This window comes from Ruegeria sp. YKSD163 (assembly GCF_059612905.1).
In genome coordinates this window covers 1-20,813 of record NZ_JBXWRM010000030.1, presented here as the reverse complement: position 1 = coordinate 20,813, position 20,813 = coordinate 1, and the positions used below count along the sequence as shown (strand labels likewise).

Here is a 20,813-nt window from a genome sequence, read left to right as displayed (position 1 = left end):
TCTGACCCTTGCAACTGCGCTTGGCGTGGCTGGGTTCCTGGTGTTTGCCTTCTGGCCGCGTCCGATGCTAGTGGATATGGCCGAAGTCCGGCAGGGCCGCATGGTGGTCACCATCGACGAAGAGGGGCGCACCCGCGTCAAGGAACCCTATGTGGTCTCTTCGCCCGTCTCCGGAGAATTGCAGCGCGTTACAGTCGAGCCGGGCGAGGTGGTCGAGCGTGGCAAGACCGTGGTGGCGCAGATGCGGCCCGCCAACCCCTCGGCGCTGGATGTGCGCACCCGCGAACAGGCCCATGCCGCCGTCACCGCTGCCGAGGCTGCGCTGCGCCTGGCACATGCCGATCTGAACGCGGCCGAGGCCAAGAAGGACTTTGCCGAGAGTGAGTTGGAACGCGCCCGCAAGTTGGTCGAGCGCGGCGTGACCAGCCAGGTCACATTGCAACGCGCTGAGCAGGAGGCGCGGGTGGCGCGGGCCAACCTGGACACGGTGGGTGCCGCCATCGCCATGCGCGAAGCGGAACTGGCCAATGCGCGCGCACAGCTGATCGGTTTTGACGACGCGGCGCTGGGCGCGGCCTTGGCCGAACGCAACCCGGATGGCTACAGCATCCCGCTGCGCGCGCCGATCGATGGCACGATCCTCAAGGTCATTCAGAAAAGCGAGACAACCCTGCCGGCGGGAGAGCCGATCCTCGAGATCGGCGATATCGAAGGCGATCTGGAGGTTATGGCCGAATTGCTCTCCTCTGACGCGGTGCAGGTGAAAACCGGCGACCCGGTGATCATCACCAATTGGGGCGGTGCCCGCGATCTGTCCGGCACCGTCATCCGGATCGACCCCTATGGCTATACCAAACACTCCGCTCTCGGGGTTGAGGAACAGCGCGTACAGGTCACCATCCAGTTCGAGACCCCCAGTGACGAGCGCGAGAACCTGGGCCATGGCTATCGGGTCGAGGTGCGGATCGTGGTCTGGGAGCGCGCGGATGCGCTGATCGTGCCCTCGGCGGCGATCTTCCGCCACGGCGACGCTTGGGCGGTGTTTGCGGTCGAAGAGGGGCGCGCGGTGCTGCGCGAGATCGAGGCCGGGCGCAACAATGGGCGCGAGGCCGAGGTCCTGTCGGGGCTAAAGCCCGGCGCGCGGGTTGTGCTGTTTCCGTCGGCGGAACTGGTCGACGGGATGAAACTGGCGCAGCGCCAGCTGGATTGAGTGGCGCGCGGGATGGTCCCCGCGCGCCTTATGCCTCAGCTGCCTGCGGCAGTGGCGCGGCGCCACTTGGCCGGGCCGCTCTGGTGGATCGAATTGCCCTTCGTATCGACCGCGACGGTCACCGGCATGTCCTCGACCTTGAGTTCATAGATGGCTTCCATCCCCAGGTCCTGGAATGCCACCGGCTTGGCCGCCTTGATCGCCTTGGAGACCAGATAGGCCGCGCCCCCCACGGCAATCAGATAGGCCGCCTTGTGCTTGGCAATGGCCTCGATGGCGACCGGGCCGCGCTCGGCCTTGCCGACCATCACCTTGAGCCCGGTATCGCCCAGGATACGGTCGGTGAACTTGTCCATCCGGGTCGAGGTGGTCGGGCCCGCCGGGCCGATCACCTCGTCGCCCACCGCATCGACGGGACCGACGTAGTAGATCGCCTTGCCCTTCAGATCGACGGGCAGAGGTTCGCCCTTGTCGAGCATGTCGACCATCCGCTTATGCGCGGCGTCACGCCCGGTATAAAGCGTGCCCGAGAGCAGCAGCGTCTGTCCCGGTTCCAGCGCCGCCAGCGCGCTGTCGTTCAGATCGTCGAGGTTGAGCCGCGTCGCCTGCGCCCCCGCCGCATCCAGCAGGATGTCGGGATAAAGGTCCATCGAGGGCGGGGTGAATTCCGCGGCCCCCGAACCGTCGAGGGTGAAATGCACATGCCTTGTGGCGGCGCAGTTGGGGATCAGGCCGACGGGAAGCGAGGCCGCATGGGTCGGGAAGCTCTTGATCTTGACGTCAAGCACGGTGGTCACGCCGCCCAGGCCCTGTGCGCCGATCCCCAGGGCGTTGACGCGGTCATAGATTTCCAACCGCAGTTCCTCGGTCTTGTCCGAGGGGCCACGGCGGATCAGATCGGCCATGTCGAGCGGTTCGCTCAGCGCCTGTTTGGCCAGCGCCATCGCCTTGTCGGCATTGCCGCCCACACCGATGCCCAGCACGCCCGGCGGGCACCAGCCCGCGCCCAGCGTCTCGACCGTCTGCACCACCCAGTCGGCCACATTGCCCGAGGGGTTGAGCGTGGTGAATTTCGACTTGTTCTCGGATCCGCCGCCCTTGGCCGCGACCTCGACCTCGATCGTGTCGCCAGCGACCATCTCGACCGTCAGCATGCAGGGTGTGTTGTCGCCCGAGTTCTTGCGGGCGCCGAACGGGTCGACCACCACGCTGGCGCGCAGCGGGTTGGTGTCGCGCTGATAGCCCTGGCGGGTCCCCTCGTCGCAGATTTCTTGCAGCGAGCGGCTGAAATCGGTCTTGGCCTGCACCCCGACCTTGACGTGGATATTGGCGGCGCCGGTATCCTGACAGATCGGGCGGCGGCCCATGGCGCACATGCGCGAGTTGACCAGGATCTGCGCCATCGCGGCCTTGGCGCCGGGGTTTTCCTCGCGCTCCCAGGCGCTGGTCATGGCCCCGATGAAATCTGCCGGGTGGTAATACGAGATATATTGCAGCGCCTCGGCGATGCTTTCGATCATGTCGCTTTCGCGGATCACGCCCATGTCGGTCCTCCTGGGTGCGGCGGGCCGCGCCGGGGCGCGCGGGTTGCCGGGTTGCCTGATCTATGCGGGCGGCCGTGCAAAGCGGCCGGTTTCTGCGGGGTTTAGCGCGATTCCGGGGGGTGCTTCCATAGGGATATGCCCGGTGCGGCCTCGCGCCCCAATCGGGGCTTGTCTGTTCCGGGGCGCTGGCGCAGCCTGCGAGACAGAGAGACAGGGGAGAAACCGATAGATGCAGCAGCGTAGCGTGACAGCAGGCGTGCTTGAGGTCACCTATCTGGAGACCGGACCCGCCGATGGCTGGCCCTCTATCCTGAGCCACGGCTTTCCCTATGACGTGCAGACCTATACCGAGGCCGCACCGCTGCTGGCGGCGGCGGGCGCGCGGGTGATCCTGCCTTGGCTGCGCGGCTATGGCCCGACCAGGTTCCTTTCGCCCGACACGCCCCGCTCGGGCGAGCAGGCCGCGCTGGCCGCCGATCTTTTGGCGCTGATGGATGCGCTGGGGATCGGACGCGCGGTGCTGGGGGGCTATGACTGGGGCGGGCGCGCCTCTTGCATTGTCGCGGCGCTCTGGCCCGACCGGGTCGAGGCGCTGGTGAGCGGCAATTCCTACAACATCCAGAACATTCCCCGCTCGGGCGAGCCCGAGGCGCCCGAGGTCGAGGCAAGTTTTTGGTACCAATACTACTTTCATTCCGAGCGCGGACGGCGCGGGCTGGAACGGGACCGGCGTGCGTTGGCCCGAACGCTCTGGCGCATGTGGTCGCCCACATGGGCGTTTGATGCCGCAGAGTTCGAGCGCACGGCGGCCTCGTTTGACAACCCCGATTTTGTCGAGGTGGTGATCCATTCCTATCGCCACCGCTTCGGTCTGGTGCCGGGCGACCCGGCCTATGCCGATATCGAGACGCAGCTGGTGGCCCAGCCCAGGATCAGCGTGCCAACGGTGGCGATCGACGGCAACCGCGACGGGGTGAACGCCGGAACCGCAGGGCATGCGGCGCAGTTCACCGGCCCGTTCGACTATCGGGTTTTCGAGGGTGCGGGCCACAACCTGCCACAGGAGCGGCCCCGTGACTGGGCGCAAGCGGTGCTGGATGCGCGGGCAATGGCGCGCGCCTAACCTTTGCGCGGCATCCGGCGATAGGTGAACTCTGCCGCGTCCCCCTCGGCCAGCGCGGTCTCGAGCAGCGCGGTGACCTTGTGGTGATCGGGTGAGCGGGAGCAGACAGGATCGGTCGCCGCCGCGTCGCCGGCCAGCGCCAGCGCCTGGCAGCGGCAGCCGCCAAAGTCGATGCCGACCCGCTCGCAGCTGCGGCAGGTCTCGGGCAGGTGATCGGTGCCGCGATAGGCGTTGAAGGCGGCGCCATCATACCAGATTTCGCGCAGGGTTTTGTCAGGAAACCTGTCAAAGTCGAGATGCGGGATGGTCTCGGCCGCGTGACAGGGCAGCACGGTGCCATCGGGCGCGATGTTCAAACCTGCCGAACCCCAGCCGCCCATGCAGGCCTTTGGATAATCGGCGTAATAGTCGGGTGGCACGAAATCGAAGGCAAGCGTGCCGCGCAGCCGCGCCTCGGCCTCGGCCACGATCCGCTTGGCAGCCTCGGTCTGGGCGCGGCTGGGCAGCAGCGCGGCCCGGTTGCGGGTGGCCCAGCCGTGGAACTGTACGCAGGCCACTTCGAGCCGGCGGGCGCCCAGCTCGATGGCCAAATCGATGGTGCGTTCAAGGTCGTCGAGATTATGGCGATGCATCACCGCGTTCAGGGTCAGCGGGATGCCGCGCGCCTTGATCTCGGCGGCCACCGCCATCTTGCGGGCAAATCCCCCCTTGTAGCCGCCGATGCGATCGGCCAGTTCGGCGGAGGTGCCCTGCAGGGACAGCTGGATATGGTCAAGCCCCACGGCCTCGAGCGCGTCGAGCCGCGCGGGGGTCAGCCCGATGCCACTGGTGATCAGGTTGGTATAGAGCCCTGCCTCATGGGCCGCGCGGGTCAGATCGACCAGGTCGGGACGCGAGGCGGGTTCGCCGCCAGAGAGATGTAGCTGCAATACACCCAGTTCGGCAGCCTCACCAAAGGCGCGTGCCCAGGTTTCAGTGTTCAGCTCGTTCTCCTTGCCGTGGAGCGCGAGCGGGTTCGAGCAATAGGGGCAGGCCAGCGGGCAACGATGGGTCAGCTCGGCCAGCATGGCGATGGGGGCGGGAACCGTCATCTCGGGCGCCTCGCCGCCGGAATTCGGCACGAATTCCGGCCCGGAAAACCAATGGTTTTCCGGATCGTTTTCCGTGCCGGAAAACGCCCCCCCGTCATGGTGCCACCATCAGGAAAAGACGGGCGCGCAGGCCTTGCAGAAAGGCCTGCACGTCCTGCTCGATCTCGGCCCGGGGCGCGTCATAGGCGGCCGCCAGTTGGTCCACCAGCGCCGCCAGGCTTGTCTGGCCGTCCACTCGTGACAGGATCGCTTCGCCCACCGCATCCAGCGCCACCGCCTTTTCCGGCGCCAGCAACACAACGCCGCCGCGCACCCGGTCCGTCACCAGCCGCACGCCGCGCGGCAGATAGGGGCGGTCGTTGGGGGCCAGCGCCAGCGTCATGCCATGCCCTCGCCGGGGCGCCAGGCGCCGGGGGGCACATGGCCGTCCACATAGGCGCCCCAGAGCGCGTCGAGCTGCGCCCAGAGCACGTCCGTCTTGAAGATCAGCGCCGCGCAGGCCAAGTCCGCCTTCTCGGGCGTATCCGCATGGTCCAGCACCCAGCCCAGCCCATAAGCGACGTCGCGCGGTGCCTCGCTCAGGCGTTTGCGGAAATAGCTCAGGCTGCTCTCATCGGCGAAATCATAGTGCCTGAGCAGCCCCTCGATGCGGTTCTCGTGGATTTTTGGCGCGAACAGCTCTGTCAGGGACGAGGCCACCGCCTGCAACAGCGGCTGTTCGCGTACATAGTGGATATAGGCCTCGACCGCGAAGCGGGTGGCGGGCAGGATACCGCGCCCCGAGGCCACGTAATCGGGGTCGAGCCCCACCGCCTCGGCCAGTTTCAGCCAGCGCCGCAGCCCGCCGCCGCTGTCGACACCGCCATCGTGATCCTCGATCCGCGACCGCCAGGCGCGGCGGATATCCGGATCGGCACAGCGTGACAGAAAGGCCGCGTCCTTCATCGGGATCGCTGCCTGATAGGCCCAGCGATTGATCACCCAGGCGCGTACCTGATCGGGGGTGCAGTCGCCGCCATGCAGCTTGTGATGGAACGGGTGCTTGTCGTGATAGCGTTCGGCGCCGATGGCGCGCAGCCGGGCCTCAAGGTCTTCGCGGCTCATAGCACGATCTCCAATCCGTCATGGGCCACCTGCCAGCCCTGCCGCGCCACTTCGGCGCGTTCTGCGCCGCCCTCGCGCCAGACTGGATTGGTGTTGTTGATATGGATATAGGTCTTGTTCGCGGCCAGCCCGGAGAGCCGGACCATCGAGCCGTCTTCGCCCGAAATCGGGATATGTCCCATGCGACGCCCGGTCTTGATCCCGGTGCCGCTGCGGATCATTTCGTCATCATCCCAAAGCGTACCGTCGAACAGCAGGTGACCCGCATCCGACAGCCGGTCCAGCAGATCGTCGGGCACATGGGCGCAGCCGGGGATGTAATAGGCGATATTGCGCCCGTCGCTGAGCCGCACCCCCACCGTCTGTTCGCCGATCAGTCCGGTATCGACGCTCTCACCCTCCATGAACAGGGGAACCTTGCCGGGCACTGCGAACAGCATCGCCTCCAGCCCGTCATGCAGCGCAAATGGGGCCTCCAGCGCCACCGGGCGGCGCGCAACCTTGTCGCGGGCCAGCGCGTCGAAGATACGGTTGTCTTCCAGCACTTCGTGAATGCCGGCGGTGGCGAACAGGTCGAAGGGCGTCTGCTCGCGCAGCGACAGAAGCCCGGCGATATGGTCGATATCGCCATTGGTCACCAACACCGAGGCCACGGGAGACCCGCGCAGGCCGTGCGGGTGCAGGACGGGCCTGTCCTGCATCTGCTGGCGGATATCTGGCGAGGCATTCAGGATCGACCAGCGCGACCCGTCCGCCGAAACCGCCAACGACGATTGGCCGGACGACCTGAGTCGCCCGGCACGCGCATCGTTGCAATTGACGCAGCCGCAATTCCATTGCGGCAGGCCCCCACCGGCCGCGGCACCCAGAACGACGATCTTCATCTTCGGGCCTCCGCGGCGGGATTGTGGTTACAGGATCGGGTCGCTGCCGCGACCGCCTTCATCCTCTGCCGGGGCGTACATGTTGATTTCCATGCCGCAGTTCACTTCACGAAGCTTCGGAGCCGTCCAAGCCATTTTTCACCTCCACTGGCTGATTGTCTTATCGGTCAGCCTACCCCTTAGGGCCGGACTGGCAAATGCTCCTTTGGTCGAATGCCGCTCAGGATGTGCTCGCGGTGGCCCCGGACAGAAATCCGCGCAGGGTTTCGGCCGCGATCGGCTTGTGAAACAGCTCCCAGCCTTGCTGCACGCAGATATCGATAACCGCCGGAGAGCGCGAGGCGGTGATGATGCATGACGGTACCGGTCCCAGACGGGTACGGATCATGTTGAGCAGCACGGTCCCCATTTCGCCCCGGTCCAGTTGCAGATCGGCGATCACCGCATCGGGCTGAATGCCCTCGTCGTCGATCAGCGCCAGCGCCTCGGCGATCGAGGCGGAGGGCAGTACACAGACATCCCAGGCTTCCATCGCGATGGTCAGCGCGTTGCGCAATTCGGCATCGTTCTCGACCAGCAGCACGATCAGGCCGTTCAGCCCCGACGGCGCCAGTGCAGGGCCGGAGGTGCGGCGGAAGCTGGTGAAATCGGGCGTCGGCGCCACCGAAAATTCGACCAGAAACCCCGAGCCGCGCCCCACGGTCGAAACCAGATCGAGCGGATGGCCGAGCAAGGCGCAGGCCCGCTCGACAATGGCCAGACCCAGCCCCATCCCCTCGGCGGCAGAGGCGGCGGCGTCGAGGCGCTGGAATTCGCGAAAGATGATGTCACGCTGTTCGGCGGCAATGCCCGGTCCGGTATCCCACACCTCGAGCCGCACGGATTTGCCCCGCCGCCTTACCCCCACCACGATCTTGCCCTTGCGGGTATAGCGGATGGCATTGACGATCAGGTTTTGCGCGATGCGGCGCAAATAGGTAGCATCCGACAGCACAACCGCGCCCGAAGGGATCACCCGCAGTTCCAGCCCCTTGGCGCGGGCGGTGGGGCCCAGTTCTTCGGCCAGTTGTGCCAGGATTACCCCCAGCGGCACCGGGGCGCGATGCACTTCGGCCTTGCCGGAATCGAGGGTCGAGATATCCAGCAGCGCCTCCAGAATGGTCTCGACACTGTCGAGCGAGCGCCGGGCCTTGTCGGCGATCTGGTGAATCTGGGTGGGATCCTGTCCCGGCTCGATCGAGGCCATGTAAAGCTTGGCCGCCGAAAGGGGTTGCAACAGGTCATGGCTGGCCGCCGCGACAAAGCGCGATTTCGAGGCATTGGCACGCTCGGCCTCGGACAGGGCGTCGGCCAGTTCCAGCGTGCGTTCGGCCACCCGCGCCTCGAGCAATTCGTTGGCTTGCCGGATGGCGCGCACGGCGGCGCGTTCGGCAGAGACGTCGCTGAACGAGATCACGAAACCACGGTCCGGCATCTCCTGCGCATGTACCGACAGGGTCTTGTTCTCGCCCTGGCGGATCTCGAAACCGATCGGCGGGCGGCCATCGGTGGCGGTGATCCAGGCGCGGATGGTTTCCTCGGTGATGCCGTTTGAGTAGGAGGCGTTACGGGTAAAACCTTCGAACAGCGAAAAAAAACGCACCCCCATCGAAAAGCGCCGGGCCGGGATCGACAGCATTTCCCCCACTCGCTGGTTCCAGCCTGCCAGCCGACCCTGATTGTCGAAGATGCACACGCCCTGGTCGAGATGTTCCAGTGTGGCGCGGATCAGGCGGGCCTGATCGTCCAGCATCCGGTCGCGTTCCTGCCGCTCCAGCCGCATGATGTCGCTGACATCGGTCTGCAGGATCACGGTGCCGCCATCGGGGGTGCGATGTTCGCTCACCTGAACCCAGCGGCTGCCGACCATGCGGACGTTGAAGATGACATGATCGTCGGTGTGCCGGCGCATCCGTTGCGCCGCCCAGTCACGCGGCGTCTTGTTTTCCGGCAGGGAAAGATAGCGCGAGCCGCTGACCAGATCGACATATTGGCGAAAGGTGATCCCGGGGCGGAAGCGGTCTCGGATATCGGGCATATGCAGGCCAAAGCGCGAGTTGCACATGACCAGCCGCTCGTCGGGATCGAAGAGGGCAAACCCCTCCTGCACCGTCTCGATGGCATTGGCCAAATTTGAACGCGCCTCTTCGGTGGCGCGGTTGGCCTCGGCCAGGCGGGCGTTGGAATCGTTGAGAAGATCGAGCGCGCGTTCCAGGTCGCGGGTGCGGTTGCGCACCTCTTCCTCCAGCAGCGCGGCGCGCTCGAACTGGGCATAGGCCGCGCCCGAGGCATCGGTGGCCTGTTCCACCCGGCGCATCAGCGCCGCGTTGATCTTGGCCAGCTTCTCGATCTGCCGGTCCGGCGTATCGGCGGGGTTGATCAGCGATCCCGGCATGGGGCCTCACATATCGTCGGGCGGGTAGATGGCCACGCCCGTCAGCGTCTGGTTGACATGCATCGAGTTGAACTGTTCCCCGTAAGTAGAGAACCCCACAACACGATTTTCGCGCAGAATATCCGAAAGCGCGCCCAGGACCTGTTTCTGCTGCGCCTCCATCCGGCGCAACAGACAGTCACAGCCCAGGATCACCGCAGGCGGTCCGTCGGCGGCCAGCCGGCCCAGTTCCTCGCGCAGGTGGTCGCGCATGTCGCGCGCATCGGCCAGGGTTAGCACCAGCCCCTCGTCGATGGCCGAAAAGAACACCAGATCGCCATTCTCGGCCACCCGCTGGATCGAGCGCACATGATGCTGGCCGCCGATACGCACCACGACCGGGTGGGCGGCAAAGGTAAAGGTGGTGAGTTGCTCGGGATCCTTGCCCAGAACACGGGCATATTCGCGCGCGGCTGGTTCGGCATTGAGCTCATGCACCAGCCGCCGGTCGGGATCGGCGCCGGTGACCACCATACGCTGTTCGGTGGGGATCAGATGGTCGGTCTTGAACACCTGGATCGGGCAGCGGGTGCGCACCTGCATCAGCACGGCGGCATTGCCATGGGCGCGGCCCTCGTGAAACACGAAGGTGGTGCCGAACCGCTCGCCATCCCCGGCCGAACCGCCGAACAGCGGCACCGGCCCAAGCCCGATGGCCAGATCCGAGACCAGCCGGTCCTCCAGCGTCGACAAGCCGTCGATCAGCAGAAAATTGAACTCGTGCCCCCAGTCGGGCCGGGCAACGGCCAGATCGTTGCGGGTCTGGATCATCCGGTCGATGATGGCCTGAGCGTCATAATCGCTCAGATCGGGGATCAGCATCGTCTGCGCCTTGAAATAGGCCCGAGGCATGCCGATGGCGACGATCTCTCCCTCGGTATAGCCGGCGGCTGAGATTTCGCCTGCCGTGGTGCAGCCGACAATCCGGGTACCGGGCAAAACCATTGCGGCGCGGGCCAGCAGGGCGGGGATATCCGCCTGGGGCGAAGCCATCAACAGCAGCAGTTCCAGTTCGACCGGACCCAATGCTTCGGCCAACGCCTCGACGGCATGCGGATGGTCGTGGTGCACCGAGGCGGTGCACAACACCTGCGGCGCGGCCTGTGCCGCGCGGATCGGACCCTGACTGAGGTCCAAGCGCTCCTCCCTTTTCTCCCGACTGGCAGGTTATGCCTGTTTCTGCGCCTCTGGCAAGAAACTCGAGAAACTGGTCTTTTTGGCGATCAGCACCGCCTGGGTGCGGCTTTGCACCCCGAGCTTGCGCATGATGGCGGTGACATGCGCCTTGACCGTCGTTTCGGCGATCGACAGGTCATAGGCGATCTGCTTGTTGAGCTTGCCCTCGCAGACCAGTTGCAGGATGCGGGCCTGCTGGTTGGTCAGCGCCGAAAGCCGGGCCAGCGCATCCTCGATCTCGGGCCCGTCGCCCCCATCACTGGCGATATCGACAAAGCCTTCGGGGGTGAAGACGGCGCCGGTCGAGACGGTTTCGATGGCGGTGCGAAACACTTCGCGCTGGGAGTGCTTGGGCACGAAACCGGCCGCACCTGCCTGAATCACGCCCGAAATGACCCGGTTATCGGCCATGGAAGAAACCACGATGACCGGGGCGCGGGCGGCGGTGCGGATGCGGACCAGCCCGTCGAGCCCTTCGACATCGGGCAGGTTGAGGTCGAGGATGACCAGATCGGGGGCAGGGTGGTTGCCAAGCCAGTCCAGCGCCTCCTCGAGCCGGGCCAGCGTCTGCACGGTGCGGATGCCGGACACGGCTTGCAGGGTCATCGACAGGGCGTCACAGAACAGCGGGTGATCGTCGACGATAAGGGCGGAGCGAAGCGGCTGCGCCAGCGAGGTCCCTGCCTGGGTCTGCATGATCCGATCCATAGTTTTGTTCATGCTGCAACTGTAACGCGGGTGCGGCGAAACGCCATTGGCCAAAGGTCTAATATCAGGCTCAACCTCTGGCGGTGGCGGAATTCTGCAAGAATTCCGGGCCGGAAAACATTGTTTTCCGAGCCGTTTTCCCTTGGAAAACGGCGAGCCAACAAAAAACGCGCGCCGTTGGGCGCGCGTTTGTATCAATGGCGATGCCGTCAGTTTGCGGCGGCCAGCTGCTTGGGCAGCTTGAAGGTCCAGAGCAAGCCACCTTGGTTGAGATAGTTCACCTTCTTGGCGACCTCGCCGCCCCAGAGAGGCACCGCGCCACCCCAGCCGGAGATGACCGAGACATATTGCTCGCCGCCCATCTCCCAGGTGACGGGCTGGCCGACAATGCCCGAGCCGGTCTGGAACGACCACAGGATCTCGCCGGTTTCATCGTCAAAGGCGATGAACTTGCCCTCGGGCGTGCCGGTGAACACCAGCCCGCCGGCGGTGGTCATCACGCCACCCCAAAGCGGGGCGTCGTTCTTGAACTCCCACTTCAGCTCGCCGGTATCCGGATCGATCGCCTTGAGGCTGCCGATATGGTCCTCGTAGTTCGGCTTGATGGTAAAGCCCGCGCCCAGATAGGCCGCGCCCTTCTTGTAGGTGATCGGTTCGTTCCAGATGTCCATGCCCCATTCGTTCGAGGGCACATAGAAGTTGCCGGTCTTCTGGCTGAAGGCCATCGGCATCCAGTTCTTGCCGCCCAGGAAGGACGGAGAAGCAAAGATCACCTCGCCCTTGGCGCCATCCGCCGCCGCGGCCGGGTCGCCCGGACGGTTGTCCTCGTTGAAGATCGGGCGGCCGTTCTCATCGAGGCCCGAGGCCCAGGTGATATCCTTGACGAACGGCACGCCGCGCACGAACTTGCCGTCCTCGCGGTTCAGCACATAGAAGAACCCGTTGCGGTCGGCTGTGGCCCAGCGCTTGTTGCCGTCGCGGTCGGTATAGGCCACGACCTCGTTCACACCGTCATAGTCCCAGCCTTCGCGCGGGGTGGTCTGGAAATGCCACTTGATCTCGCCATTGTCGGGATTGATACCGATGCGCGAGGCAGCATAGAGGTTGTCGCCCGAGCCATCGTTGTTCTGACCGGCATCGCGCAGCCAGCTGTTCCAGGGGGCGGGGTTGCCCGCGCCAAAGACCAGCGTATCGGTCTCGGCGTCATAGGAACCGCCCAGCCAGGTGGCGCCACCGCCGGTTTTCCACATGTCGCCCGGCCAGGTCGCGTTCAGCGTGCCGGTCATGGTGCTTTCTTCGCCCTTGAAGGTGCCCATGTGGCCTTCGATCACGGGTCGGGTCCAGACCATCTCGCCGGTCTCGGCGTCGCGCGCCTGCACCTCGCCCACGATGCCGAACTCACCGCCCGAGTTGCCGGTGATCACCAGCCCCTTCACGATCAGCGGCGCGGCGGTATAGGAATAGCCTGCTTTGTAATCGGCGATCTTCTTGTTCCAGACGACATCGCCGGTTTTCAGGTCAAGCGCCACGATGCGGGCGTCGAGTGTGCCGAAATAGATCTTGTCACCATAGATGGCGCCGCCCCGGTTGATCACGTCGCAGCAGGGCAGGATGCCCTCGGGCAGTCGGGCGTCATATTGCCAGAGCTCTTCGCCGGTGTTGACGTCGATGGCATACATCCGGCTGTAGGAGCCGGTGATATACATCACCCCGTCATGGATCAGCGGCTGGGTTTCCTGCCCGCGCTGCTTTTCGCCGCCAAGGCTGAAGGCCCAGGCGGGCATCAGGTTCTTGACGTTGTCCTTGTTCAGAATGTCCAGCGGGCTATAGCGCTGCAAATGCCGGCCCATGCCGTTGGTCAATACGCTGGACGTGTTGGCCGTGTCATTGGCCAGATCCTCTTCGGTGACACCGGCCGCCAGCGCGGCGCTGTGCCAGCCCGCTGTCGCGACCAGGCCCGCCACTGCGGCCATGATGATCTTGTTCATCGGTTTCCTCCCTTGCATCCTCTCCAAGCCGAACTACCCCAAACCGCGGGTTTTTGGCTGAGCGGTATTATTGGAACGAAGCCGCTCGCGCGAAATTGAACAAAGGTCGTAGGGTCAACTTGAAGCCGGAAGGGCAGGCGACGGCAAAATGCACTCGTGCCGTCGGTTCGGCGCGCTTGGCATTGATCCATCGGTACAAGTTTGACGTTTTAAAGTCTGAAATATATGGAAAAAGTTCTGACTTGGAACCAGCGCCGGATCGTTCTGTCCGGCGCCGGGATCCGGGTTCAGTCCGAGATCTTCTTGGGGTCGCGGGTGCTGAGGCTGGCCAGATAGGCAAGAATGAAATCCTGCACGGTGCGGTCCTCGATTCCGACATGGCGCATCTTGGTGCCGGGCATGAAGCCGGTATTGTCCTCCATCCAGGCGCGCAGCGCCGCAGGCGTCCAGACGATGCCCGAGGCCTCGAGCGCGATGGAATAATCATAGTCGGGATAGGTACCGGCCCCGCGCCCCAGCACGTTTTCCAGCGGTGGGCCATAGCTCTCATGATCAGTGTCCGAGGCATGGCAGCGCCGGCATTCGGCATCATAGAGCGCCTCACCGGCCTCGATCTTGATCTGTTCGAATTTGGTATCGGCCAGGGCGGGTGAAGCCGCCATCATCAGCGCCAGCGCATAGGAAACAGGTCTCATTTCTCACTCCTGAATGAGGTCCCCGCCGGGGCGGGTGCAAGCGCGCGTTTCCTGCCGCAGTCTTAACAAGCGCAGGAGCGGTTTTCCCTTGTTCTTTGGTCGAAGGCGGGACGGCTCAACCCTTGCGCCGCAGCAGGCCGCGCGCCGGGTCATATCCCCAGAAGGCAAGGCCCAGAAACACTGCCCCCGCCAGCACGGTCCAGCCCAGCGCGGGTCCGTTGAACTGGCCGTAGAGCGCAAAGCGGATCAGCTCTACCGCATGGGTGAACGGGTTCAGCGCACAGATATCGCGCAAAAGGATCGAGCTTTCGGCCATCTTCCACAGCGGGTAAAGCGCGGTGGACAAAAAGAACATCGGAAAGATGACAAAGTTCATCACGCCCGCGAAATTTTCCAGCTGCCGGATCAGCGAGGACAGCGCCAGCCCCAGCGCACCCAGCATGATGCCCGCAACCACCAGCGCCGGCAGCACCGCCACATAGCCCCAGACCGGCAGTTGGATGCCAAAGGCCGCCGCCACCGCCAGAAAACAATAGGTTTGCAGGATCGAAATGGCGGTCGAGGCAAGCAGCCGGCAGAACAGGAGCCACCAGCGCGGCAGGGGCGAGGTCAAGAGCAGCCGCATCGAGCCCATCTCGCGGTCATAGACCAGGCTGAGGCTGGATTGCATGCCGTTGAACAGGGCAATCATGCCGCACAGGCCCGGCACGATATAGACCTCGTAAGTGATATAGGTCTGATAGGGCGGTGTGATCGACAGGCCCAGCGCGGCGCGAAACCCGGCGGCAAAGACCAGCAGCCAGATCAGCGGCCGCACCAGCGCCGCCACGAACCGCCCCCGCTGGCGGACAAAGCGCAGCGCCTCGCGCAGGACGATGGCGCGCAGGGCGATCAGCGCAGCGTTCATGCCCGTTCCCCGATGCGATCAGAGGTCTGGGACAGGAAATGCTCGCGCAGGGGCAGCGCCCCGCGCAGCGCGCCCGCGGTGCCGTCCTGCAACAGCCGCCCGCGATGCAGGATCAGCAACTGGTCGTCATCCTCGATCTCGTCGGTCAGATGGGTCGCCCAGAGCACGGTCAGCCCCCGCTCGCGCGACAGCGCATGCACATGATCGGTGATCGCCTTGCGGCTGGCCGCATCCAGCCCCACGGTCGGTTCGTCCAGCAGCAGCACCGAGGGGTCGTGGATCAGCGCGCGCGCGATCTCGGTCCGGCGCCGGTGGCCGCCATTCAGGTCGCGGGCGCGCTCGTGGGCGCGGTCGCTCAGGTCGAGCCGCTCCAGCGCCGCGGCGATCCGGATTTGCGCGGTGCGCCCCGACAGCCCGTGCAGCGCGGCGAAATAGGTCAGGTTGCGCATCACGCTGAGATCCAGATCCAGCGTCGGCTGCTGGAACACGACCCCGATCCGCGCCAGCGCCGCGCGCGGGTTTTGCGACAGGTCATGCCCGGCGACCGAGATCCGGCCCGAACGTGTAGTGAATAGACGTGTGAGCAAGGAAAACAGCGTCGATTTCCCCGCACCATTGGGCCCCAGCAACGCCGCAAACCGGCCCTGCGCCACGTCAAAGCTGACTGCGTCCAGCGCCCGGCGGCTGCCATAGGAATAGTCGAGATTTCGGACACTTAGCCCTGTCACTTGATGGTGATCTCCAACCGCTGGGTTTCGCCGGTGCTGCCCGGTACCTTCAGGTAATAGCGGCCCGGCTTGATCGCGACAAAGCCTATCTCCATCTCGCCCGCCTCGTCGAATTCGACCGAATCAAGGCCCAGCGGCCGGATCTCCAACCCCTCGACCACGATCTCGTCGATCCAGATGGCGCGAAAGAACTCAGGGCCCACCAGCGCCAGTTCCTGGCTGCCGTCGCCCTGGATCTCGAACTCGTAGTAAGTGCCCGATTGCAGCACCCAGGGTGCGTCGGCCAGCGGCATTCCTGCTGACAGGATGATCGGCGGCAGGTCTTCCTTGTTCTTGGCCGAGAGCAGCCCGGCCAGACCGAGCCGACCATCGTCGCCGTCGGCCAGTGCGCTCAGGGGCAGGGCTGCAACCAGAAGGGCGGCAAGACAGGGTTTCATCATCATGTGTCCTTTCCTCTCACGGGCGCAGGGCGGCGCCCCAGGGGAAGCGCCCGACCTTGATGGATTTGATCGCCTCGCGGCGGGCCACGTCGATCACCGTCACGTCGCCCGAAACGCCGTTGGTGGTGAACAAAAGCGACTTGTCGCTGTTGAACGCCATGTGCCAGACCCGGCGGCCGACAAGGATGTAATCGACCACCTCGTAGGTGGCGGTATCCACCACCGCCACGTGGTTCGAGGGGCCAAGCGCTACAAAGGCGGTTTTCTCATCCGCCGTCAGCTCGAACCCGACCGGCTGCACCCGGTCGGGATGCACGCCCTTGACCTCGAAGGCGATCTTGGCCTTTTGGGCCTGCGTGGCCACGTCGAATACGGTCACCGTGCCACCGATCTCGGAACTGACCCACAGTTCGGCCCCGTCATGTACGAATTCGGCGTGGCGCGGGCGGGCATCGACCAGCGTATTGGCAAACAGCTGGCGCGTCTCGGTGTCGATCCAATGCGCCATGTTGGTGGTTTCAGAGGTGGTGATGGCGATGCGGCCATCGGGGCTGACGGCCATGCCCTCGGGTTCGATGCCCACGTCGATCTGGGCGATCACCCGGCGGGTTTCTGTATCGACCACGGTGGTGATCGCGTCATCCTCGTTGGCGATATAGAGGTGGCGGTCGTTGGGATGCAGCACGAATTGCTCGGGGTCTTCGCCCGAAGGCAGGTCGTGCAGGATCTCTCCGGTCTCGGGATCCATCACCTGCACCGTGTCGCTGTCCGAGGCACAGATATAGACGCGGCTGAAATCGTGGGAAAAGGTGATGCCGCGCGGCCGCTCGCCGGTCGCGATGGTGCGCACAACTTCGAGCGTGGCGACGTCGATCACGCTGATCGTGTCGTCCTTTTCATTGGTGACCCAGATTTCCTCGGCCTCCAAAGGCGCGGCGAGGGTCAGGGCCAGAAGGGCAAGGGCAGTCCGCATGGGGGTCACTCCTGAAACGCGGTGCAACGGGATTCGGGCGCGTCGAGGCCCAGCGTGTCAAGTTCGCTGCGCTGGTGCAGGAATCCCTCGACCGGGGCCTGCATCACCACCGCGCGTTCGGTAACCACCGGGATCGGCTGGCGCAGCTGGCCGTTCCAGTGGCGAAAGTTCATCGGGCGACCTTTGAACCCGGCCAGTTCGAAGGCATCCGACAGGATATAGGCGCGCAGGGTGGCGGGATCGGTGCTGTTGGTGCGTGTGACCGCCTCGCCCAGCACGCGCAGCGCCGCCCAGGCGGCATAGTCGCGCGGTTGCATGTCGCGGCCGGTCTGGTCCCAGAACCGCGATTGCAGCTGCGCCGCGCCCCATTGTTCCACCACCCGCGACCAGGCCACCGGCACCAGCCCCTCGGACCCGGCCACCGGGCGTGGGGTCCAGGTGTTATAGGCGATGTATCGCCCGAAATCGCCGATCTCGTCGGCAATGAGCAGCATGTCATGCTCGGCGAAATCCTGAGTGAACAGCGGCACTTCCTGGCTGGCATTGCGGCGCATGTCGGCGTCAAAGGGCCATGGTGTGTCGGCCACCATCTTCAGGCCGAACTTGGCCGCCGAGCGACGGAGCGCCTCGGCATAGGCCAGATCCGGGGCGCCATGGCCGGTGATCATGGCCAGCCGCGAGAATCGTTTGCGCTGCAAGACCTGCATCAGCGCATCCGCCCGCATCGCCAGCGAGGGCGCCGTGTGCAGCAGGTTGGCGCGGCAGTCCCCATCGCGCAGCGCGGTCTCTTCGGCAGCGGCGTTAAACAACAGCGCGCCCTCGGCCTCGGCCAGATCGGCGATGCGCAGCACCGCCTCGGCGGGGGCGTCGATGACCAGCATTTGCGCCTCGGCCAGCGCCGAGCGCGCCGCCGCCTCCAGATCGCCGCCGATCGGCACCTCATGCGTATCGAGCGTATAGGTCTGACCCAGAAACCGACCGCTGGTCCGGTTGTCCTCCAGCCCCAGACGGGCACCGTCGAGGCCCAGCCCGGCGGGCTCGGGGTCGAGATTGGACAAGACCGGCGGGCGCTCAACTTCCTGCCGCAGATAGGCCACGCGCAACTGCACCTCACCCAGGGCGGGCAGGGCGGCCATTCCCATCGCCAGTGCGGCGATGATCGGTCTCAGCAGGCTGTGCACGCGCATTCTCTCTCCCTTGTCGGCCAAGGCTAAAGCGCGCGTGCGGGGCGGTTCTATTCGACCAAAGTCCACATTCCCCGGCAGATCAAACCAAGGTCGAATACCAGCGCAGGGTTCGAGGCGTTATCACCAGCCCCGAACGAGGAGACTGGAGGACCGCAGATGATCACCGCTGCAAAAGCAGGCGCATTGGGCCTGTTCCTGAGCGCGGGAATGGCGCTGGCGCATGGAGACGTCGCGCCGCAACCCGTCAACACCGACGCCCTGCCCGAAGTGGGCGAGGAATGGCTGATCGAGAACCCCTATCGCGCCGAGGCGGCGGGAGAAGAGGTCTGGGCCGCCGCCATCCGGATCGGCGATTCCGGCTATAACCAGAACTGCGCGCGCTGCCATGGGCTGGGCGTGGTGTCAGGCGGTCTGGCGCCGGACCTGCGCTATCTCGAGGCCGCCGAATACGGTGATGAATGGTATGTCGAGCGGTTCCGCCATGGCTATACCCAGAACGGGATCACCAAGATGCCCGGCTTTGGCGAACTGCTTGGCCAAAAGGCCGCCTGGGCCATCCGCACCTATATCGAGACCCGGCCCGACGACGGGGCGCTCGACGCCCATACGCCGCGCCTGAAGGAGATCCGCGACCAGCTTGCAGCAGGCGAGGGCGATGCCGCCGTATTGGCTGCCGAACTGACCCAGATCGCCGCCGAGGTCGAGACCGCCTCGGGCGCGCCCGTGGCCGACAGCGCCGCCTCGCGCGCGGCGACCCTGATCTCGGGCGACGCGCCTGATTTCACCGCCGCTGCCGAGGCGCTGACCATCGGCCTGTCGGCGGCCCATTGAGCATGGCGCGGGCGGGGACGCTGCGGGTCGCGCTGGCGGTGTTGCTGCTTGGGACCGGCTTGGCGCCGGCCTGGGCACAGACCCGCTGCGCCGATCACGTGCCCCAGGCCCGCCCGCAGAATGCGAGCCGCGATATCGTCGGCGCCGATCTGGACACGATCCAGGAACGCGGCTGGATATCCTTCGCCGTCTACGAGGACTATCCACCCTGGAGCTGGGAAGAGAACGGTGCGCCAAAGGGTGTCGATATCGATCTGGGCCACCTGATCGCCGGGGAACTGGGGGTCGAGGCCCGTTTTACCCTGGTCGCGGCGGGCGAGAACCTCGAGGCCGATCTGCGCAACTGGATCTGGAAGGGGCCCATCGTGGGTGGGCGGGTCGCCAATGTGATGCTGCATGTGCCCTATGACAGCAACTTTGCCTGCCGGGTCGAACAGGTGGTGTTCACAGGACAATACCATGTGGAGCGGATGGGGATCGCCTTTGGCAAGGCAGAGTATCCCGAGGACAAACCGGTCCCGGCCTATTTCCGCTTTGACACGGTTGGGGTCGAGAACGACTCGATTTCCGATTTCTACCTGACCGCCTTTCCCGGCGGTCAGCTGCGCGGCAATATCCGCCGCTATCCCGACATGGGCGCGGCGATGGCCGGGCTGGCGGCGGGCGAGGTCAAGACCGCGATGGGGCCGCTGGCGCAACTGGAACATGGACTGACCGCGGATCTGGATGTGCACAGCCCGCCCTTGCCGGGATTTGCGACCGGCAGCTGGACCGTCGGGGTGGGGGTGCATTTCGCCTATCGCCCGCTGGCCTATGCCGTCGACGATGCTATCGTTGCCGGGATAGGCGACGGTCGGATCCAAGAAATTTTCCGCAGCTACGGGCTGACTTTTTCGCCACCCGAGCTGCGCTGACAGGGCGATCGACGCGCCCCGCAGGCGGCCCTTCCGGGGACGTCTACACCCAAGGTCGAATGGAACAACCCGACCGCGCCGCGTAGCGTGGTCGCAACGGACGGAGACGAACGACATGGAACTGAGCGATTCAAAGGTGATCGCGGCGGACCGGGAAACGGTCTGGGCGGCTCTGCTCTCGCCCGATGTGCTGAAGGACTGCGTACCCGGCTGCCAGGAGATGAGTGGCAGCGCCGAGGACGGGTTCGAGGCCACGGTGGTGCAAAAGGTCGGGCCGGTGAAAGCCACGTTCAAGGGCAGCGTGACGCTGTCCGAGATGGTGGCGCCCGAAAGCCTGACCCTGACCGGCGAGGGCAAGGGCGGGGCCGCGGGTTTTGCCAAGGGCGAGGCACGCGTGCGGCTGGAGGCGAGCGAGGATGGCACAACGCTGCTGTCCTACGAGGTCGAGGCCAAGGTCGGTGGCAAGCTCGCTCAGCTGGGCAGCCGGATCATCGACGGGTTCGCGCGCAAGATGGCCGACCAGTTCTTCACCCGCTTTCAGGAAGTGGTCGAGGGACCGGGTGAGACCGATAGTCCGGAGGTCGCGGAAGGGTCCGGCGAGGTCAGGAAAAAGGGGTGGTTCAAGCGGGTTATTTCCGGCTGAACCGGTGCAAGAGAGAACGACAAGGGAGGATTATTGTGTCTGAGATAGAGATGGTCGTGAATGGGCGCAGCATGCGGGGGACAGTAGAGTCCCGAGATTTGCTGGTTGATTTTTTGCGTGAGGGTTTGTCGCTGACGGGGACGCATGTTGGGTGTGACACGGGTCAGTGCGGAGCGTGCGTGGTGCATGTTGAC

22 protein-coding genes are annotated in these 20,813 nt (G+C 65.2%); 6 read left to right on the top strand and 16 right to left on the bottom strand.

Annotation, left to right across the window (positions count from 1 at the left end):
- Positions 1 to 25: 25 nt before the first annotated feature.
- Complete coding sequence (locus AC2FNA_RS22635) at positions 26 to 1,210, top strand: efflux RND transporter periplasmic adaptor subunit (RefSeq protein WP_496830480.1); 1,185 nt, start codon at positions 26 to 28, stop codon at positions 1,208 to 1,210.
- A gap of 35 nt (positions 1,211 to 1,245) precedes the next feature.
- Here AC2FNA_RS22635 and AC2FNA_RS22630 read toward each other — a convergent pair whose 3' ends face one another.
- A complete protein-coding gene (locus tag AC2FNA_RS22630) occupies positions 1,246 to 2,754 on the bottom strand; it encodes a fumarate hydratase (protein ID WP_496830479.1) in 1,509 nt (502 codons plus the stop codon).
- 229 nt (positions 2,755 to 2,983) lie between these two features.
- Here AC2FNA_RS22630 and AC2FNA_RS22625 point away from each other — a divergent pair, with 229 nt between their 5' ends.
- A complete protein-coding gene (locus AC2FNA_RS22625) occupies positions 2,984 to 3,877 on the top strand; it encodes an alpha/beta fold hydrolase (RefSeq protein ID WP_496830477.1) in 894 nt (297 codons plus the stop codon).
- Here the strand turns inward: AC2FNA_RS22625 and pqqE are convergent.
- The 15 genes from pqqE to AC2FNA_RS22550 all read right to left on the bottom strand — a co-directional run bounded on the left by pqqE (position 3,874) and on the right by AC2FNA_RS22550 (position 18,231).
- The gene (gene pqqE, locus AC2FNA_RS22620; RefSeq protein ID WP_496830476.1) at positions 3,874 to 4,968 is read right to left on the bottom strand and encodes a pyrroloquinoline quinone biosynthesis protein PqqE; all 1,095 of its coding nucleotides are present in this window, start codon (positions 4,966 to 4,968) and stop codon (positions 3,874 to 3,876) included. The genes AC2FNA_RS22625 and pqqE overlap by 4 nt on opposite strands.
- A gap of 94 nt (positions 4,969 to 5,062) precedes the next feature.
- Entirely contained in the window at positions 5,063 to 5,350 is a 288-nt protein-coding gene (gene pqqD / locus AC2FNA_RS22615) for a pyrroloquinoline quinone biosynthesis peptide chaperone PqqD (RefSeq protein ID WP_496830474.1), read from the bottom strand.
- Positions 5,347 to 6,072: a pyrroloquinoline-quinone synthase PqqC gene (pqqC, locus tag AC2FNA_RS22610; RefSeq protein ID WP_496830472.1), complete on the bottom strand. Its 726-nt coding sequence runs from the start codon at positions 6,070 to 6,072 to the stop codon at positions 5,347 to 5,349. The genes pqqD and pqqC overlap by 4 nt, the downstream gene beginning before the upstream one ends.
- Positions 6,069 to 6,956: a pyrroloquinoline quinone biosynthesis protein PqqB gene (gene pqqB, locus AC2FNA_RS22605; RefSeq protein ID WP_496830470.1), complete on the bottom strand. Its 888-nt coding sequence runs from the start codon at positions 6,954 to 6,956 to the stop codon at positions 6,069 to 6,071. The genes pqqC and pqqB overlap by 4 nt, the downstream gene beginning before the upstream one ends.
- Positions 6,957 to 6,983: 27 nt before the next feature.
- A complete protein-coding gene (gene pqqA, locus AC2FNA_RS22600) occupies positions 6,984 to 7,091 on the bottom strand; it encodes a pyrroloquinoline quinone precursor peptide PqqA (RefSeq protein ID WP_496830468.1) in 108 nt (35 codons plus the stop codon).
- An 85-nt stretch (positions 7,092 to 7,176) separates the two neighbouring features.
- Positions 7,177 to 9,390 (bottom strand): hybrid sensor histidine kinase/response regulator, encoded by a 2,214-nt coding sequence (locus AC2FNA_RS22595; protein ID WP_496830466.1) that lies wholly within the window; start codon positions 9,388 to 9,390, stop codon positions 7,177 to 7,179.
- Between the two features lie 6 nt (positions 9,391 to 9,396).
- The gene (locus tag AC2FNA_RS22590) at positions 9,397 to 10,566 is read right to left on the bottom strand and encodes an FIST N-terminal domain-containing protein (RefSeq protein ID WP_496830465.1); all 1,170 of its coding nucleotides are present in this window, start codon (positions 10,564 to 10,566) and stop codon (positions 9,397 to 9,399) included.
- Positions 10,567 to 10,596: 30 nt separating this feature from the next.
- Entirely contained in the window at positions 10,597 to 11,301 is a 705-nt protein-coding gene (locus AC2FNA_RS22585; protein WP_234166818.1) for a response regulator transcription factor, read from the bottom strand.
- 221 nt (positions 11,302 to 11,522) lie between these two features.
- Entirely contained in the window at positions 11,523 to 13,301 is a 1,779-nt protein-coding gene (locus AC2FNA_RS22580) for a PQQ-dependent methanol/ethanol family dehydrogenase (protein WP_496830463.1), read from the bottom strand.
- 287 nt (positions 13,302 to 13,588) lie between these two features.
- Positions 13,589 to 13,996 carry a c-type cytochrome gene (locus tag AC2FNA_RS22575; protein WP_496830461.1) on the bottom strand — a complete coding sequence of 136 codons (408 nt, stop codon included), beginning with the start codon at positions 13,994 to 13,996 and terminating at the stop codon, positions 13,589 to 13,591.
- 115 nt (positions 13,997 to 14,111) lie between these two features.
- Entirely contained in the window at positions 14,112 to 14,903 is a 792-nt protein-coding gene (locus tag AC2FNA_RS22570; protein ID WP_496830459.1) for an ABC transporter permease, read from the bottom strand.
- The gene (locus AC2FNA_RS22565) at positions 14,900 to 15,631 is read right to left on the bottom strand and encodes an ABC transporter ATP-binding protein (RefSeq protein WP_496830457.1); all 732 of its coding nucleotides are present in this window, start codon (positions 15,629 to 15,631) and stop codon (positions 14,900 to 14,902) included. Before AC2FNA_RS22565 ends, AC2FNA_RS22570 begins: the two co-directional genes overlap by 4 nt.
- Positions 15,628 to 16,071: a hypothetical protein gene (locus AC2FNA_RS22560; RefSeq protein WP_496830516.1), complete on the bottom strand. Its 444-nt coding sequence runs from the start codon at positions 16,069 to 16,071 to the stop codon at positions 15,628 to 15,630. The genes AC2FNA_RS22565 and AC2FNA_RS22560 overlap by 4 nt, the downstream gene beginning before the upstream one ends.
- Before the next feature lie 16 nt (positions 16,072 to 16,087).
- A complete protein-coding gene (locus AC2FNA_RS22555) occupies positions 16,088 to 17,044 on the bottom strand; it encodes a YVTN family beta-propeller repeat protein (protein ID WP_496830455.1) in 957 nt (318 codons plus the stop codon).
- 5 nt (positions 17,045 to 17,049) lie between these two features.
- Positions 17,050 to 18,231: an ABC transporter substrate-binding protein gene (locus AC2FNA_RS22550; RefSeq protein ID WP_496830453.1), complete on the bottom strand. Its 1,182-nt coding sequence runs from the start codon at positions 18,229 to 18,231 to the stop codon at positions 17,050 to 17,052.
- 156 nt (positions 18,232 to 18,387) lie between these two features.
- Here AC2FNA_RS22550 and pedF point away from each other — a divergent pair, with 156 nt between their 5' ends.
- From pedF to AC2FNA_RS22530, 4 genes are all read left to right on the top strand, one after another.
- Positions 18,388 to 19,062, top strand: coding sequence for a cytochrome c-550 PedF (gene pedF, locus AC2FNA_RS22545; protein ID WP_496830451.1), 675 nt, complete (start codon positions 18,388 to 18,390; stop codon positions 19,060 to 19,062).
- A gap of 2 nt (positions 19,063 to 19,064) precedes the next feature.
- On the top strand, positions 19,065 to 19,976 hold the full coding sequence (locus tag AC2FNA_RS22540) for a substrate-binding periplasmic protein (RefSeq protein WP_496830449.1): 912 nt from the start codon (positions 19,065 to 19,067) through the stop codon (positions 19,974 to 19,976).
- 115 nt (positions 19,977 to 20,091) lie between these two features.
- The gene (locus AC2FNA_RS22535; RefSeq protein ID WP_496830447.1) at positions 20,092 to 20,619 is read left to right on the top strand and encodes an SRPBCC family protein; all 528 of its coding nucleotides are present in this window, start codon (positions 20,092 to 20,094) and stop codon (positions 20,617 to 20,619) included.
- 50 nt (positions 20,620 to 20,669) lie between these two features.
- Positions 20,670 to 20,813 (top strand): 2Fe-2S iron-sulfur cluster-binding protein (locus AC2FNA_RS22530; RefSeq protein ID WP_496830514.1); only part of this gene is annotated, 144 nt, incomplete at its 3' end.